Annotated in this window: 16 protein-coding genes and 1 pseudogene; 9 read left to right on the plus strand and 8 right to left on the minus strand. The window is 59.4% G+C overall.

Translation table 11 applies throughout. The features are described from left to right. The first annotated feature begins 390 nt into the window (after positions 1–390). Complete coding sequence (locus ACYZT3_RS20635; RefSeq protein ID WP_282380696.1) at positions 391–528, plus strand: hypothetical protein; 138 nt, start codon at positions 391–393, stop codon at positions 526–528. A gap of 70 nt (positions 529–598) precedes the next feature. Continuing rightward, complete coding sequence (locus ACYZT3_RS20640; RefSeq protein ID WP_462030590.1) at positions 599–1564, plus strand: M29 family metallopeptidase; 966 nt, start codon at positions 599–601, stop codon at positions 1562–1564. A gap of 66 nt (positions 1565–1630) precedes the next feature. Here the strand turns inward: ACYZT3_RS20640 and rluB are convergent, their stop codons facing one another. The 6 genes and pseudogenes from rluB to ACYZT3_RS20670 all read right to left on the minus strand — a co-directional run bounded on the left by rluB (position 1631) and on the right by ACYZT3_RS20670 (position 6589). Beyond that, positions 1631–2917: a 23S rRNA pseudouridine(2605) synthase RluB gene (gene rluB, locus ACYZT3_RS20645; protein ID WP_282380702.1), complete on the minus strand. Its 1287-nt coding sequence runs from the start codon at positions 2915–2917 to the stop codon at positions 1631–1633. Positions 2918–3060: 143 nt separating this feature from the next. Further along, positions 3061–3150, minus strand: a pseudogene (locus ACYZT3_RS20650) (DUF1289 domain-containing protein); the annotation flags it as partial. A 94-nt stretch (positions 3151–3244) separates the two neighbouring features. Next, positions 3245–4249 carry an SMC-Scp complex subunit ScpB gene (gene scpB / locus ACYZT3_RS20655; protein WP_462030591.1) on the minus strand — a complete coding sequence of 335 codons (1005 nt, stop codon included), beginning with the start codon at positions 4247–4249 and terminating at the stop codon, positions 3245–3247. Positions 4250–4260: 11 nt separating this feature from the next. Beyond that, a complete protein-coding gene (locus tag ACYZT3_RS20660; protein WP_462032404.1) occupies positions 4261–4959 on the minus strand; it encodes a segregation and condensation protein A in 699 nt (232 codons plus the stop codon). A 123-nt stretch (positions 4960–5082) separates the two neighbouring features. After that, entirely contained in the window at positions 5083–5712 is a 630-nt protein-coding gene (locus ACYZT3_RS20665) for an L-threonylcarbamoyladenylate synthase (RefSeq protein ID WP_462030592.1), read from the minus strand. 13 nt (positions 5713–5725) lie between these two features. Continuing rightward, the gene (locus tag ACYZT3_RS20670; protein ID WP_282380710.1) at positions 5726–6589 is read right to left on the minus strand and encodes a PHP domain-containing protein; all 864 of its coding nucleotides are present in this window, start codon (positions 6587–6589) and stop codon (positions 5726–5728) included. Positions 6590–6676: 87 nt separating this feature from the next. On the opposite strand from ACYZT3_RS20670, the gene ACYZT3_RS20675 reads away from it, so the two are divergent. The 6 genes from ACYZT3_RS20675 (at position 6677) to ACYZT3_RS20700 (ending at position 11127) form a co-directional block, all read left to right on the plus strand. Next, positions 6677–7273 carry a septation protein A gene (locus ACYZT3_RS20675; protein WP_282380712.1) on the plus strand — a complete coding sequence of 199 codons (597 nt, stop codon included), beginning with the start codon at positions 6677–6679 and terminating at the stop codon, positions 7271–7273. A gap of 1 nt (position 7274) precedes the next feature. After that, positions 7275–7574, plus strand: coding sequence for a YciI family protein (locus ACYZT3_RS20680; protein WP_008156126.1), 300 nt, complete (start codon positions 7275–7277; stop codon positions 7572–7574). Positions 7575–7844: 270 nt separating this feature from the next. Further along, entirely contained in the window at positions 7845–8258 is a 414-nt protein-coding gene (locus ACYZT3_RS20685) for a translation initiation factor 2 (RefSeq protein WP_282380718.1), read from the plus strand. Positions 8259–8265: 7 nt separating this feature from the next. Beyond that, the gene (locus tag ACYZT3_RS20690) at positions 8266–8943 is read left to right on the plus strand and encodes a response regulator transcription factor (protein WP_282380720.1); all 678 of its coding nucleotides are present in this window, start codon (positions 8266–8268) and stop codon (positions 8941–8943) included. 326 nt (positions 8944–9269) lie between these two features. Further along, positions 9270–9719 (plus strand): LTXXQ domain protein, encoded by a 450-nt coding sequence (locus tag ACYZT3_RS20695; protein ID WP_462030593.1) that lies wholly within the window; start codon positions 9270–9272, stop codon positions 9717–9719. A gap of 67 nt (positions 9720–9786) precedes the next feature. Further along, positions 9787–11127: a sensor histidine kinase gene (locus ACYZT3_RS20700; protein WP_462030594.1), complete on the plus strand. Its 1341-nt coding sequence runs from the start codon at positions 9787–9789 to the stop codon at positions 11125–11127. A gap of 113 nt (positions 11128–11240) precedes the next feature. Here the strand turns inward: ACYZT3_RS20700 and ACYZT3_RS20705 are convergent, their stop codons facing one another. Continuing rightward, a complete protein-coding gene (locus tag ACYZT3_RS20705; RefSeq protein ID WP_462030595.1) occupies positions 11241–11807 on the minus strand; it encodes an NAD(P)H nitroreductase in 567 nt (188 codons plus the stop codon). 122 nt (positions 11808–11929) lie between these two features. On the opposite strand from ACYZT3_RS20705, the gene ACYZT3_RS20710 reads away from it, so the two are divergent. Then, a complete protein-coding gene (locus ACYZT3_RS20710; protein ID WP_282380728.1) occupies positions 11930–13384 on the plus strand; it encodes a TrkH family potassium uptake protein in 1455 nt (484 codons plus the stop codon). Here the strand turns inward: ACYZT3_RS20710 and ACYZT3_RS20715 are convergent. Next, complete coding sequence (locus tag ACYZT3_RS20715) at positions 13341–14402, minus strand: AraC family transcriptional regulator (protein WP_282380729.1); 1062 nt, start codon at positions 14400–14402, stop codon at positions 13341–13343. The genes ACYZT3_RS20710 and ACYZT3_RS20715 overlap by 44 nt on opposite strands. Positions 14403–14410 lie beyond the last annotated feature (8 nt).

Here is a 14410-nt window from a genome sequence, read left to right on the forward strand (position 1 = left end):
GAAACAAGCGGGCCAGAGCCCTCGATCGGGGCTAAACGGCTCTGAGACGGAAGGTTTTCCTTACACCCATTGCATAATCGTCAAACCAAGGGATATGAGGCTTGATTTCGTCAGTGTTTCTTTACATGGCGTAACGTAAATTTTCCGAATCAGATCTGGATGTAGGCTGACTGCAAATTGACGGAAGGACGTTTCCTTAAGAAAAGGTCGGGTTAGTTTTTTGTTTTTTATTAACAAATTGCCTCTTACAAAACAGAATAAAAAGTTCAAACAAATCTTATTTAATTATTTTTTTGCATTTTAAAAATCTCTGAACTAGGTTTCAGCGACTTGCCGAGCCGCATCGATCGGCAAGTTGTTCTTACTCAAAAGTCATCTAGGAGATTCACCATGCAAGCACTGGACAACGACTTGGAAACTGAACTGCAGCTGGACGATTGGTTTGAAGCACCGACCCATGAAGCCGCCGTTGAAATGATGCAAGCCGACGCGGTTGTTCCGTTCGGCACGGCGATGTGGCCTTTGTAAGAAAGGCCCGGCAGGCACGATCCGGCCGGTGGTGCCTGCCACTTTTTCTCGGTTTGTCAGGGAGGACTACATGGATAAGCAACGCGCCATCTCGCATTTCCTTTACTACCTCGAACACCACCCTGCCCTTGCCGGCATCAACCCGGCGAAGGTTTTGCTCGGCCACACGGCTGATTACGCGGCACTGACCGGCGCCATCGCCGAACAGGCCGGTAACGGCCAACCGTTTAGTTTCAGCGCCATGCGCCTGGACCTTGAACCGACCGAATTGCTGACTCAGGCGATTACTGACAGCGATCTGTACATTTTCTTCTACGACTCTTCCACCCTGCCCAACCCACGCCCCGACGGCCCGGAATTTGTCCGCGCGCTGCAAGGCGTGATGGCCGAGAACTGGAAGAAGTCGCTGCTGTTCAAGGATTACGGCGATTACTTCTACGACACCTTCAGTGTCACCCCGCAGCGCATTGCCGGGTTGAACAGCCACTTGATCCAGCGCATGTCTCACGCCAACACGTTAAGTTTCAAAGATGATCACGGGTCATGGTTCGAAACACCGTTGAGCAGCATCAAGAAGTGGACCGATATTAACGGTGTCGGCAACTTCGATCTGGCGCCCGGTGAAATTGCCACGCACAGCGAAGCCATTAACGGGCGGGTCAAGTTCATGGGGACTTTTCTCGGCACTATTCCATTTGCCCGCAAATACGGGGTGCTGGAGTCACCGCTGGAACTGTGGATCGAGAACTCGACCATCCGCAAAATTGCCACCGAGGTGCCCGGGCTGGAACATGACTTCAACAAGTATCTGGAGGCCAATCCATCCAATCGACGGATCGAGGAGTTGGGGATCGGCACCAACGAAGGCGTGAAGACGTTGTATGCACGCAATGCCGGATTCGAGGAACGTCATTGCGGGCTGCATCTGGGATTGGGTGGTGGCGCGAAGGGTAGCCATCATCTGGACCTGATCTTCTCCAGCGGCGTGTTGGCGCTGGATGATGAGCCGGTGTTTGATGGGCGGTTTGTGTTCTAAACGATCAGCCGGACCAAAAAAAACGCCAACCCGAAGGTTGGCGTTTTTTTATGCAGCACTTACCGATTACTCAGGCTTGCGACGACCGAAACCCGGACGCTGGCCCGAACCGGCAGGCGCACCACGGCGTTTGCCCGATGGCGCGTCCTTGTCGACCAGGACGATGCCTGGGCGCTTCTTCGGCGCTGGCTTGGCCGGGCGCTTGGTATCAGAAGGACGGTCTGCCACTGGCGTACCGCGACCCGATTCTCCACGACCAGCAGGAGCACCGCGATCACTACGACCGCCGCTTGGCGCACTACGGCCTTCACCGCGCTCGGTGCGACCGTTGGCCGGACGCGGAGTGCGTGGACCGCGCTCGCCGTCAGCACGAGGTGCTGCAGGCTTGCGGGCGGGGCGCTCGCCTTCGATTTGCGGTTCACGGGAGTCACGCGGTGTAGCAGCGGTCTGGTTACCGATGGCTGGACGCAACGAACGCACGCGGTCGGTCTTGCCCATTGGACGCGACGATTTACGCTGCATGCGATCGAGCTTGTCTTTGCTCTTGGCGTTCATCTGCGGCATGGCCACCGGCGTCAGGCCCACTTCAGCACTCAGAATGTCGACTTCGTACTGGCTCATTTCGCGCCAGCGGCCCATCGGCAGATCGGAGTTGAGGAACACCGGACCGAAACGCACGCGCTTCAGACGGCTGACCACCAGGCCCTGGGATTCCCACAGACGACGGACTTCGCGGTTGCGACCTTCCATCACCACGCAGTGGTACCAGTGGTTGAAACCTTCGCCACCTGGCGCCTGCTTGATGTCGGTGAACTTGGCCGGGCCGTCTTCGAGGACGACGCCTGCTTTCAGACGCTCGATCATCTCGTCATCGACTTCGCCACGCACACGCACCGCGTATTCACGGTCCATTTCATAGGAAGGGTGCATCAGGCGGTTGGCCAGCTCACCGTCGGTGGTGAACATCAGCAGGCCGGTGGTGTTGATGTCCAGACGACCGATGTTGATCCAGCGACCTTCTTTCGGGCGCGGCATCTTGTCGAAAACGGTCGGACGGCCTTCCGGATCAAGGCGGGTGCAGATTTCGCCGTCTGGCTTGTTGTACATGATCACGCGGCGTACCGACTCGGCGGCTTCTTCGCGCTTGATCACCTTGCCATCAATGGTGATGGCGTCGTGCATGTCGACGCGCTGCCCGAGGGTGGCGTCTTTGCCATTGACCTTGATGCGGCCGTGACTGATCCAGGCTTCTACGTCACGGCGCGAGCCGACGCCGATTCGGGCGAGGACTTTCTGCAGTTTTTCGCCTGCTGGGCCGATTTCCTGGTCGTCTTTCTGGTCTTTGATACTCATCTGGGCACCTCCCGGTGTGGTCTGTTCAGGCCTGGCCTGAAGAGTTGAAAGCTGGGTACTCGGGCGAAGGGATCGCTCGAGGGTCGCGAATCATACGCTCATGAGGGCATTCGCGCATCAGAGACTAGCTGATCAATGGAGACTTACTTATTTTTCCGCCGACCGGTGGCGCCCAGTTTGATCAGCCTGAGCGACGCTTCGGCGAGGACGGTGCGCTTGTCGACCTTGTGTAGGAGCCGAGCTTGCTCGCGATAGCGACGGCACATTCAACATCAAAGTGACTGGAAGACCGCTATCGCGAGCAAGCTCGGCTCCTACAGGATTGGGTCAGTCGTCGAATTCGCGGCGTTCGTTTTCGATCGCTTCGGCGAGAGCCCGGGCTTCGGCTTCTTCGTCGCTCAGTTCAGGTTCGGGCTTGGCTTGTTCCAGTGCAGCCACAGCGGCCAGGAGTTTCTCGCGAGCTTCGGCAACGCCAAGCACATCATCTTCCTGCTCTTCTTCCTGCTCTTCTTCGACTGAGGCTTCGGGCTCGACCTGAAGTTCAACTTCGATCTCAGGCTCAAGCTCGGGCTCGGGCTCGGGCTGATCCAGGATCTCTTCGGTCTCGGTCACCTCGCCATCGCGCAACAAATCGTCGAAGTCGGTCTTGAGCCCCTCCTCCATGGTGTCCAGTTCCAGCAACAACGTATGGAAACTGGTTTCTTCCTTCGGCTCTTCCGGTTCCGCGCTAGCGTCGGCCAACGCTTGCAGACCGGCAGGCACCGGCGCGTCGTCGAAATCGAGCACCGGATCAGGTTCAAGCTCGCGCAGTTCGGCCAGCGGTGGCAAATCGTCGAGGTTTTTCAGGTTGAAGTGATCGAGAAAGGCCTTGGTGGTCGCGAACATCGCCGGCTTACCCGGCACGTCGCGGTAACCGACAATGCGAATCCACTCGCGCTCCAGCAAGGTTTTGACGATGTGACTGTTAACCGCCACGCCCCGCACGTCTTCGATCTCACCCCGGGTGATCGGCTGGCGATAGGCGATCAGGGCCATGGTTTCGAGCATGGCGCGGGAATAGCGCTGCGGCCGCTCTTCCCACAATCGTCCTACCCACGGCGAGAACTTTTCGCGGATCTGCAAGCGATACCCGGAGGCCACTTCCTTCAGCTCGAAGGCGCGGCCGTCGCAGGACTTGGCCAGAATCGTCAGGGCTTTCTTGAAGACCGGCGGTTCCGGCCGCTCGCCCTCTTCGAAGAGTTCGAACAGGCGTTCAAGCGATTGCGGTTTTCCCGAGGCCAACAGAAAAGCTTCAAGCAGTGGCGCCAGCTCGCGGGGTTCAGTCAGGTTCATGATTCAACTCGTTATTCGGCTCGGGCTCGCACGTGGATCGCCGCGAACGGCTCATTCTGCACCAGCTCGACCAAGGATTCCTTGACCAGTTCGAGAATCGCCATAAAGGTCACCACCACCCCCAGACGCCCTTCTTCAGCGGTGAACAGCTCGACAAACGGCACGAAACCACCACCCTTGAGCCGTTCCAGCACATCGCTCATGCGTTCGCGCGTGGACAGCGCCTCGCGGCTGACCTGGTGGCTTTCGAACATGTCGCCACGGCGCAGCACCTCGGCCATGGACAGCAGCAGCTCTGACAGACGCACATCCGGCAACAGTTTGCGCGCTTGGGCTTCCGGAGCGTCGAGCTTGGGCACCACCACATCGCGGCCCACGCGGCTCAGACCATCGATGCCTTCGGCAGCAGCCTTGAAGCGTTCGTACTCTTGCAAGCGGCGGATCAGTTCGGCGCGAGGGTCGTCTTCTTCGGCCTCGATCGTTTCGGCACGCGGCAGCAGCATCCGCGATTTGATCTCGGCCAGCATCGCGGCCATGACCAGGTACTCGGCGGCCAACTCCAGGCGCACCGACTGCATCAACTCGACATAGCCCATGTATTGCCGAGTGATTTCCGCCACCGGGATGTCGAGAATGTTGATGTTCTGTTTGCGGATCAGGTACAGCAACAGGTCGAGGGGGCCTTCGAACGCTTCAAGGAAGACTTCCAAAGCGTCCGGCGGGATGTACAGGTCCAGCGGCATTTCCATGACCGCCTGGCCATAAACCATGGCGAAGGGCAGCTCTTGCTGGGCTCCGGCCTGACTGTCGACAACGGGTTCTACTGCAGACATCTACGCCTCGGCCATGAACGGCGTAGGGTCGCCGCAACCGACGCGGATCACTTCTGGCTCGCCGTCGGCGAGGTTGATCACGGTGGACGCCTTGATCCCGCCGAAACCGCCGTCGATGATCAGTTCGACCTGATGCTCAAGCAATTGACGCATTTCGTAAGGATCGGTCATCGGATCGGTGTCGCCAGGCATGATCAGCGTCACGCTCATCAGCGGTTCGCCGAGTTCCTCCAGCAGCGCCAGGGCAATCGGATGGCTCGGCACGCGCAGGCCGATGGTGCGTTTTTTCGGGTGCAACAACAGCCGTGGGACTTCGCGGGTGGCGTTGAGAATGAAGGTGTATGGCCCCGGCAAGTGAGCTTTAAGCAGGCGGAAGGTGCCGGTGTCGATCTTGGCAAACAGCCCCAGTTGCGACAGGTCGCTGCAAATCAGCGCGAAGTTGTGCTTGTCGTCCAGCTGTCTCAAGCGGCGCACGCGCTCCACGGCATTCTTGTCGCCGATCTGGCAACCAATGGCGTAGGACGAGTCTGTGGGATAAATCACCACCCCGCCGTTGCGGATGATCTCGACAGCTTGTTTTATCAGGCGCGCTTGCGGGTTTTCCGGATGAATCTGGAAAAATTGACTCACATTCTCTACCTGTTCAGACGGCGGCAATAATTGGGTCATGTTTGAATCGACACCACAGTGGTGGCAGATCCTCCGGGAGCGGGCGGTATTCACCGATCTCGGACCAGCCTCCAGGGCCATGAAAGTCACTGCCGGCGCTGACCAGCAGACCGAATTCACGGGCAAGAATCGCCAGGCTGCCCACTTGCTCGGCGGGCTGATGGCCATTGACCACTTCGATAGCGTGGCCCCCTGCTTGAATATAGTCGGCAATCAACCGGCGACGTTTGCTGCGAGTGAAATCGTAGTGCCACGGATGCGCCAGGCTGACCCAGGCTTTCGCGGCTCTCAGGGTTTCGACCGTGTCTTCCAGGGTCGGCCAGTGTTGCTTGACGTCCCCCAGCTTGCCGGCGCCCAGCCATTTGCGGAACGCTTCGGCGCGATCCTTGACGAAACCTTCACGCACCATCCAGTCGGCGAAATGCGGACGGGCCGGCGCGTTGCCGCTGTCGCCCAGTTCCTGCTGAATGGCCCGGGCACCTTCGAGCGCTCCCGGCATGCCTTTCAACGCCAACTTGCGGCTTATTTCTTCGGACCGGAGCCAGCGGCCATCGTGCAATTTTGCGATGGCCTCGACCAACGGTGCGGCATTTACATCAAATCCGTAGCCCAGTACATGAATGGTCGCGCCCCCCCAAGTGCAGGACAATTCGACACCGTTGACCAGTTGCATCCCCAGCGCAGTCGCCGCGTGGCGGGCCTCGTCGAGGCCTTCAAGGGTGTCATGATCGGTCAAGGCCAGGACTCGCACGCCTTTTTCGAACGCACGCGCAACCAGAACTGCAGGCGCGAGAGCGCCATCGGAGGCCGTGCTATGGCAGTGCAAATCAACATTCACGGGGATGTGTTACCTCAAATCAGCTGGCGCTATCGCGCGCCCATATGTTTGTTATTATGCCGCCACATCCTGCTTCTGGCTGCCACTGTGAAACAATTCATCGATTTCATCCCGCTTCTGCTGTTTTTCATCGTCTTCAAACTCGACCCACGGGTCGTCGACATCGCCGGTCATCAACTGACTGTAGGCGGTATTTACAGCGCCACCGCGATGCTGATCATCAGCTCCCTGGTGGTTTACGGCACGCTGTTCATCAAGCAGCGCAAGCTGGAGAAGAGCCAGTGGCTGACCCTCATCGCCTGCCTGGTCTTCGGCAGCCTGACCTTGGCGTTCCACAGCGAAACTTTCCTGAAGTGGAAAGCCCCGGTGGTGAACTGGCTGTTCGCCCTGGCTTTCATCGGCAGTCACTTTGTGGGTGACAACCTGCTGATCAAACGCATCATGGGCCACGCGCTGACCCTGCCGGATCAGGTCTGGACGCGCCTGAACATCGCCTGGATCGGGTTTTTCCTGTTCTGCGGTGCCGCCAACCTGTTCGTCGCGTTCACCTTCCAGAACTACTGGGTCGACTTCAAGGTGTTCGGCAGCCTGGGCATGACGCTGCTGTTCCTGGTCGCCCAGGGCATCTACCTGTCCCGCCACCTGCACGACGCCGATACCACAACGCCAAAAACCGAGGACTGACATGCTTTACGCAATTATTGCCACAGACGTCGCCAACTCCCTGGAAGCCCGCCTGGCCGCACGCCCTGCACACCTTGAGCGCCTGCAAGTGCTCAAAGGCGAAGGTCGCATCGTTCTGGCCGGTCCACACCCGGCGGTCGACAGCAATGATCCGGGTGCTGCGGGTTTCACCGGCAGCCTGATCGTCGCCGAATTCGATTCTTTGAGCGCCGCCCAAGCCTGGGCCGACGCTGATCCGTATATCGCCGCAGGCGTCTACGCCAACGTTTCGGTCAAGCCGTTCAAGCAAGTCCTGCCATAGTGTCTTGTCTCGCAAGTACTGTTCCTTTTTTGACGGTGTCTGTTGCCGTCATGCTGCGTTGCCGCTCCTCGCCATAGCGGGCTATGACTCGTCGCGGCGCCTTGCCTGACAACAACAGCCACTCGCCAAAAAGAGGAACGTACTTGTGAGACAAGACACTAATCCCCTGGCGCGGTGAACCTAATCGGTTTCATCGCGCGCTCAACGCTCATTATTCTCGTTTACCGGCCGACAACCTGCCCAATACTCGTATTGGAATCAGGAGTCGCGATGCGCAAAGGTCCGTTGTGTCTGATGTTGGTGACGTTGTCGATCATGGCCCCCGCCCACGGTGAAGAAGGCGCTGCTGGCGGTAGTTCGACGCCGCTTTCCTTGAGCGCCGGCAGCCAGATCACCGATTTGCAGCAACGCTTGAAGGCAAGCGAGCAGCAACGAGAAGAACTGAGCAAACAACTGCAGAATGTCGATGGCGAACGCGAAAGCGTTCAGCTGAGCCGGTTGCGCCAGGAGAACCAGCGTCTGAAGCTGCAACTCAAGGAAGCCCAGGCCAGCAGCCCGCTGCCGCGCTTGCTGACTGATCAGCAGCAGTGGTTCGTCATCGGGGCCGGAGTAGCGCTATTGGCGTTGCTCTGCGGTATCTTCGCCAGTGGTGCCACCAGAAAACGTAGGCAATGGCTAAATTGAGTGAGTCATGAGCGAGCTGTTATTAATTGATGATGACCAGGAGCTGTGTGAGCTCCTGAGCAGTTGGCTGAGCCAGGAAGGCTTCCAGGTCCGCGCCTGCCACGACGGTCAGAGTGCCCGTCGCGCACTGGCTGAAACATCGCCGGCAGCCGTGGTACTGGACGTGATGCTGCCGGACGGCAGCGGCCTGGAGTTGCTCAAGCAATTGCGCAACGACCACCCGGACTTGCCGGTGCTGATGCTCTCGGCGCGCGGCGAGCCGCTGGACCGCATCCTCGGCCTGGAACTCGGCGCCGACGATTACCTGGCCAAACCGTGCGACCCACGGGAACTGACAGCCCGCCTGCGCGCCGTGTTGCGCCGCAGTCATCCGACGGCGGTGTCCAGCCAGATGGAACTGGGCGACCTGTGTTTCAGCCCGGTGCGTGGCGTCGTCAGCATCGATGAACAGGAATTTACCCTCACCGTGTCCGAAAGCCGTTTGCTCGAAGCCCTGCTCAAGCAACCCGGCGAGCCGCTGGACAAACAGGAACTCGCGCAAATCGCCCTCGGCCGCAAGCTGACGCTGTACGACCGCAGCCTGGACATGCACGTCAGCAACCTGCGCAAAAAGATCGGCCCGCACCCCGACGGTCGCCCGCGCATCGTGGCCCTGCGCAGCCGTGGCTATTACTACAGCCTTTGAAATCCACACAATTCCTTGTAGCAGCTGTCGAGCCCCAGCGAGGCTGCGTTCGGCTGCGCAGCAGTCGGAAACCCCGAATACGCGGTTTTCATGAAAAAAGCATCGCCTGATTTCACGACGGCTTCGCCGCCGAACGCAGCCTCGCAGGCTCGGCAGCTGCTACACCGGCCACGTATCGTCAGATAGATCGGCAAAGTGTTGGATTTGTCAGGTCAGCGAGAAATCGTCTTTACCCAAGCTTTACGCTCCGCTGACCGCCGCTGACCTTGATCTCCGTAATCTGCACACATCCGGAACGTACCGGGAACGAGACAAGGAGATTCACCATGCGCAAGACTCTTATCGCTCTGATGTTCGCTGCCGCCCTGCCGACCGTTGCCATGGCCATGCCTGAAGGCGCCGGCCCGATGGCTGACCATATGGACGGCTCACGCCACGGCGGTCAGATGCACGGCATGCACGGTAAAGGCCCGTACAGCCAGCTGGACCTGAGCCGCGAACAGCGCGAGCAGGTCCGCAAGATCATGGGCGAGCAGATGCATGAGCGTAAGCAAGTGGTCGACAAGTACCTGGAAAAACTTTCGCCAGCCGACCAGAAAGCCATGAAAGATGAAATGGCGGCCAACCACAAGAAAGCTGAAGCCGACGTGCGTGCCTTGCTGAAACCGGATCAACAGAAGCAATTCGACGAGATCCAGAAGAAAAAGGCCGAGCGTCGCGCCGAATGGGCCGAGTTCAAGGCCTGGAAAGCGCAACAACCGCAAAAAGCGCAATAATGCTTTAGCAACACGCCCCAGCCCAACGGTTAATCGCCCTTGGGCTTTCTTTGTTTGAGGATTTTTTGTGCGCTCATTGTTCTGGCGTATTCTGGCCAGCTTTTGGCTGGCCATCGCTCTGGTTGCAGGGCTTTCCATTCTGCTCGGGCACATGCTCAACCAGGATGCATGGATTCTCAGCCGTCACCCGGGCCTCAACACCCTGGCCGAACAGTGGACGCAAACCTACGAGTCACAGGGTGAAGACGCGGCCCAAGACATTCTGGAACAGCGCAAGCGCCAGTATCACATTGACGTTCAAGTGCTCAACGAGAGCGGCGATCCGGTGGTGCGCGGCACCTTCCCACGTCGTGCGGCAGCCTTCGAAGCGCGGCAGAACAACGACGACCGTCGCCTGCCATGGCGTCGCTTGACCGCTGAGTACACCAGCGAAAAAACCGGCGACACGTACCTGTTGATCTACCGCATTCGACACCCGGAACTGGACTCATGGCACCGCGAAAGCCTGCTGTGGCCGTTGAGTGCGCTGGGTATCGCGCTGGTGGTGCTGACCTTGTTCAGCTTGTTGGTGACGTTGTCCATTACTCGCCCACTCAACCGTTTGCGCGGTGCGGTGCATGATCTGGGGCAAACCACTTACCAGCAGAACAGCTTGGTAAAACTGGCCAACCGGCGCGATGAGTTCGGCGTGCTGGCCAACGACTTCAACCGCATGGGCGCGCGCCTGCAAAGTTTGATCGGCAGTCAGCGGCAGTTGCTGCGGGATGTGTCCCACGAATTGCGCTCCCCCCTCGCCCGGCTGCGCATTGCGCTGGCACTGGCCGAGCGGGCCAACCCTGAAGAACGGGAAAAGCTCTGGCCGCGCCTTACCCGTGAGTGCGACAGACTGGAAGCGTTGATCAGCGAAATCCTGGTACTGGCACGGGTCGATGCCGACAACGCCAGCGCCGAAGAAGTTGATCTCAATGCGCTGCTCAACACTCTGCAAAAGGATGCTCAATTGAGTTCGCCCGAGCAGAACGTGCGCCTTGAGGCCGAGCCGCAGCTGAATCTCAAAGGCTGGCCGACGATGATCGAGCGCGCCGTGGACAACTTGCTGCGCAATGCTCAGCGGTTCAACCCGCAGGGGCAATCCATTGAAATGCAGGCGGTGCGTCAGGGTGAGCGGATTGTGGTCAGCGTGCGTGACCATGGGCCGGGTGTAGAGGCTGCACATTTGAGCCAGCTGGGTGAGCCGTTCTATCGGGCGCCGGGGCAGACGGCGGCAGGGCATGGTTTGGGGTTGGCCATTGCGCGTCGTGCGGCGGAACGGCATGGCGGGAGTCTAGTGCTGGCTAATCATCCACAAGGTGGGTTCATCGCCAGCCTTGAATTACCGTTGGTGCCGGGGGCGGTCGTTCAGCCGTAAGTGCAGTGGTGATGCAAAAAGATCGCAGCCTCGTTTCACTCGACAGCTGCTACAGATGTACACCTGTCTCTGTAGCAGCTGTCGAGTGAAACGAGGCTGCGATCTTTTGATCTTCAAAACTTAGCGGGCCAGACGCTGACGAATTCAGTGAGGTCTACCTTCTCCGCCACCCGCGGTTCCTTCTGCGGCGTACCCAGATAAAGAAACGCAATCACCTCTTCCCCTTCAGCCAATCCCAACCCCTTGGCCACATGCGCCGAATACGCCAGCTCTCCCGTGCGCCACACCGCGCCAATTCCTTGCGCATACGCCGCCAGCAAAATCCCGTGAGCCGCGCAACCCGCCGCCAGCCGTTGTTCAGACTTCGGATATTTGACGTGATCCTGCAACCGCGCGATCACCACAACCACCAGCGGCGCACGCAGCGGGCCGTTACGCGCCTTGTCCAGCGCGGCCTCGGACACCTCACTGTCCTGCAGCTTCGCCGCTTCGGCCAGCAACTCGCCCATTTGCTCACGTGCCGCGCCTTCGACGGTCAGGAAGCGCCAAGGCTGCAAGTGACCATGGTCTGGCGCTCGCATCGCGGCGGCAAACAGCACTTCGCGTTGTTCTGCGGTCGGTGCTGGTTCCTGCAGTCGCGGAACGGAAACACGGTTGAGCAAAGCGTCGAGAGCCTGCATCGGCCACCTCCTGAAAAAAATGTGAAGCTATTCTAGCTGCAACCACCTCGGGAGTGCCGGTTTACATAGCAGGCCCCGCAGGTAGAATGGCGCCCTTCCCTATTTCAGCCCGAGCGGACTTCATGGCGTTGCCGACCTTACGGATTATTGGTTTCATCATCGGCATCTTCCTGATCACGCTGGCCATCGCCATGGTCGTGCCCATGGCCACGCTGGTGATTTTCGACCGCACCAGCGACCTGCCGTCGTTCCTCTGGGCGAGCATGATTACCTTTGTCGCCGGCCTCGCGCTGGTCATCCCAGGTCGCCCCGAACACATACACCTGCGTCCGCGAGACATGTACCTGCTGACCGTCAGCAGTTGGGTGGTGGTGTGCATCTTCGCTGCGCTGCCGTTCCTGCTGACCCAGCGCATCAGCTACACCGACTCGTTCTTCGAAAGCATGTCCGGCATTACCGCCACCGGTGCGACGGTGCTCACGGGCCTGGACAACATGTCTCCCGGCATCCTGATGTGGCGCTCATTGCTGCACTGGATCGGCGGCATCGGCTTTATCGGCATGGCGGTAGCGATTCTGCCACTGCTGCGCATCGGTGGCATGCGGCTGTTTCAGACCGAGTCGTCGGACCGTTCCGAAAAAGTCATGCCCCGTTCGCACATGGTGGCGCGTTTGATCGTTGCGGCCTACGTCGGCATCACCATTTTCGGCAGCCTGGCATTCTGGTGGGCCGGGATGAGCCCGTTCGATGCGATCAACCACGCGATGTCGGCGATTTCCACCGGTGGTTTCTCAACGTCCGACCAGTCTCTTGCCAAGTGGACGGAGCCTGCAGTGCATTGGGTCGCGATCGTCATCATGATTCTTGGTGCCCTGCCGTTCACCCTGTATGTAGCGACCTTGCGCGGTAACCGCAAAGCACTGATCAAGGATGAACAGGTTCAGGGGCTGCTCGGCATGTTGCTGGTGACCTGGCTGGTGCTCGGCACCTGGTATTGGTGGACCACCCAGCTGCATTGGCTGGAAGCCCTGCGACATGTGGCGCTGAACGTGACCTCGGTGGTCACGACTACAGGCTTCGCGTTGGGGGACTACAGCCTCTGGGGCAATTTCTCGCTGATGCTGTTCTTCTATCTGGGTTTTGTCGGCGGCTGTTCGGGCTCGACCGCTGGCGGGATCAAGATTTTCCGCTTCCAGGTCGCGTACATCCTGCTCAAGGCCAACCTTAACCAGCTGATTCACCCGCGCGCGGTGATCAAGCAGAAGTACAACGGTCACCGCCTCGACGAAGAGATCGTGCGTTCGATTCTGACCTTTTCCTTCTTCTTCGCCATCACCATCTGTGTGATCGCGCTGCTGTTGTCGCTGCTCGGTGTGGACTGGATGACCGCCCTCACCGGCGCGGCCGCCACGGTGTCCGGTGTCGGTCCGGGACTGGGCGAGACGATTGGCCCGGCGGGCAACTTTGCCACCCTGCCGGACGCCGCCAAGTGGATTCTGTCGGTCGGCATGCTGCTGGGCCGACTCGAGATCATTACGGTGTTTGTTCTGTGTATTCCGGCGTTCTGGCGTCACTGACAGGAGCAGGCGCTTCCATCAGGCGCATCCGGTACTCGCCGGGGGTGGCGTCGAACCAGCGGCGGAAAGCACGGAAGAAGTTGCTCGGATCGGCGAACCCCAGCAGGTAGGCAATTTCCAGCAGGGTCATGGACGGCTGCGCCAGGTATTGCTCGGCCAGTTCACGTCGAGTGTCGTCGAGCAACGTCTGAAAACTCGTGCCTTCTTCCTGCAAGCGTCGCTGCAAGGTGCGTTGTGACAGGTGCAGCGTCTGCGCCACGGTATCGCGCTTGGGTTCGCCCTGGGGCAGCAAACGGCACAGCACCTGTCGCGCCTTGTGGGTCACGCGACTCTCGGAAAACCGTGCCAGGTATTCACCGGCAAACCGGTCATGCAACAGCGCCATCGCCTCGTTGGCAGTAGGCAACGGAGCCTCCATGTCAGCACGCTCGAAGATCAAGGCGTCATAAGGCGCGTTGAACACCAAAGGTGCATGAAAGGCTTGTTTATAGGGTTCCAGATCGACGGGCTGATCGCCCTGCACCAGCACTTTGCGCGGTTGCAGAGTGCGCCCGGTCAACCAGCCGCACAGCGCCAGGGCACAGGCCAGTGACGCTTCGGCGCTCTGCCGGGTCGGTGGCAGATGGTCGCCGTGAACCGTCAGAATCAGCGCATAACCCTCCTCCAATAACCGGAAGCTCAGGTCGGCACTTTCCGCAATGATCCGCTGATAGCGCACCAGGCGCTGAAAGCCTTCGGCCAGGGTCTGGCTGGACATCAAGGCGTAGCCTGCCACATGAAAGGAAGCCGGTCGCACCACCTTGCCCATGTTCAGGCCAATCGCCGGGTTGCCGGACAGCTCAACCGCGCGCTGCCACAGTCGTGTCATGGAATCTTGCGGGAAGCGCGCATCCGGATCATCCAGTGCCGTGTAGTCGAGCCCCAGCTGCTTGAACAGAACCCGGCAATCCAGGCCGTCCATCTCCAGTGCTTTGACAATCCCCATCGCCCAGCTTGCAGAAGTCGTTCGTTCGCTCATGTCGTCCA

It is taken from the genome of Pseudomonas sp. MDT1-16 (assembly GCF_054898115.1).

Bases quoted from the DNA above. Each gene is read 5' to 3' on its own strand.
- ACYZT3_RS20695 (WP_462030593.1), top strand. From the start codon at position 9,270: ATGCGCAAGACTCTTATCGCTCTGATGTTCGCTGCCGCCCTGCCGACC.
- ACYZT3_RS20635 (WP_282380696.1), top strand. From the start codon at position 391: ATGCAAGCACTGGACAACGACTTGGAAACTGAACTGCAGCTGGACGAT.
- scpB (WP_462030591.1), bottom strand. From the start codon at position 4,249: ATGAACCTGACTGAACCCCGCGAGCTGGCGCCACTGCTTGAAGCTTTT.
- ACYZT3_RS20685 (WP_282380718.1), top strand. From the start codon at position 7,845: ATGCGCAAAGGTCCGTTGTGTCTGATGTTGGTGACGTTGTCGATCATG.
- rluB (WP_282380702.1), bottom strand. From the start codon at position 2,917: ATGAGTATCAAAGACCAGAAAGACGACCAGGAAATCGGCCCAGCAGGC.
- ACYZT3_RS20690 (WP_282380720.1), top strand. From the start codon at position 8,266: ATGAGCGAGCTGTTATTAATTGATGATGACCAGGAGCTGTGTGAGCTC.
- ACYZT3_RS20705 (WP_462030595.1), bottom strand. From the start codon at position 11,807: ATGCAGGCTCTCGACGCTTTGCTCAACCGTGTTTCCGTTCCGCGACTG.
- ACYZT3_RS20710 (WP_282380728.1), top strand. From the start codon at position 11,930: ATGGCGTTGCCGACCTTACGGATTATTGGTTTCATCATCGGCATCTTC.
- ACYZT3_RS20680 (WP_008156126.1), top strand. From the start codon at position 7,275: ATGCTTTACGCAATTATTGCCACAGACGTCGCCAACTCCCTGGAAGCC.
- ACYZT3_RS20640 (WP_462030590.1), top strand. From the start codon at position 599: ATGGATAAGCAACGCGCCATCTCGCATTTCCTTTACTACCTCGAACAC.
- ACYZT3_RS20715 (WP_282380729.1), bottom strand. From the start codon at position 14,402: ATGAGCGAACGAACGACTTCTGCAAGCTGGGCGATGGGGATTGTCAAA.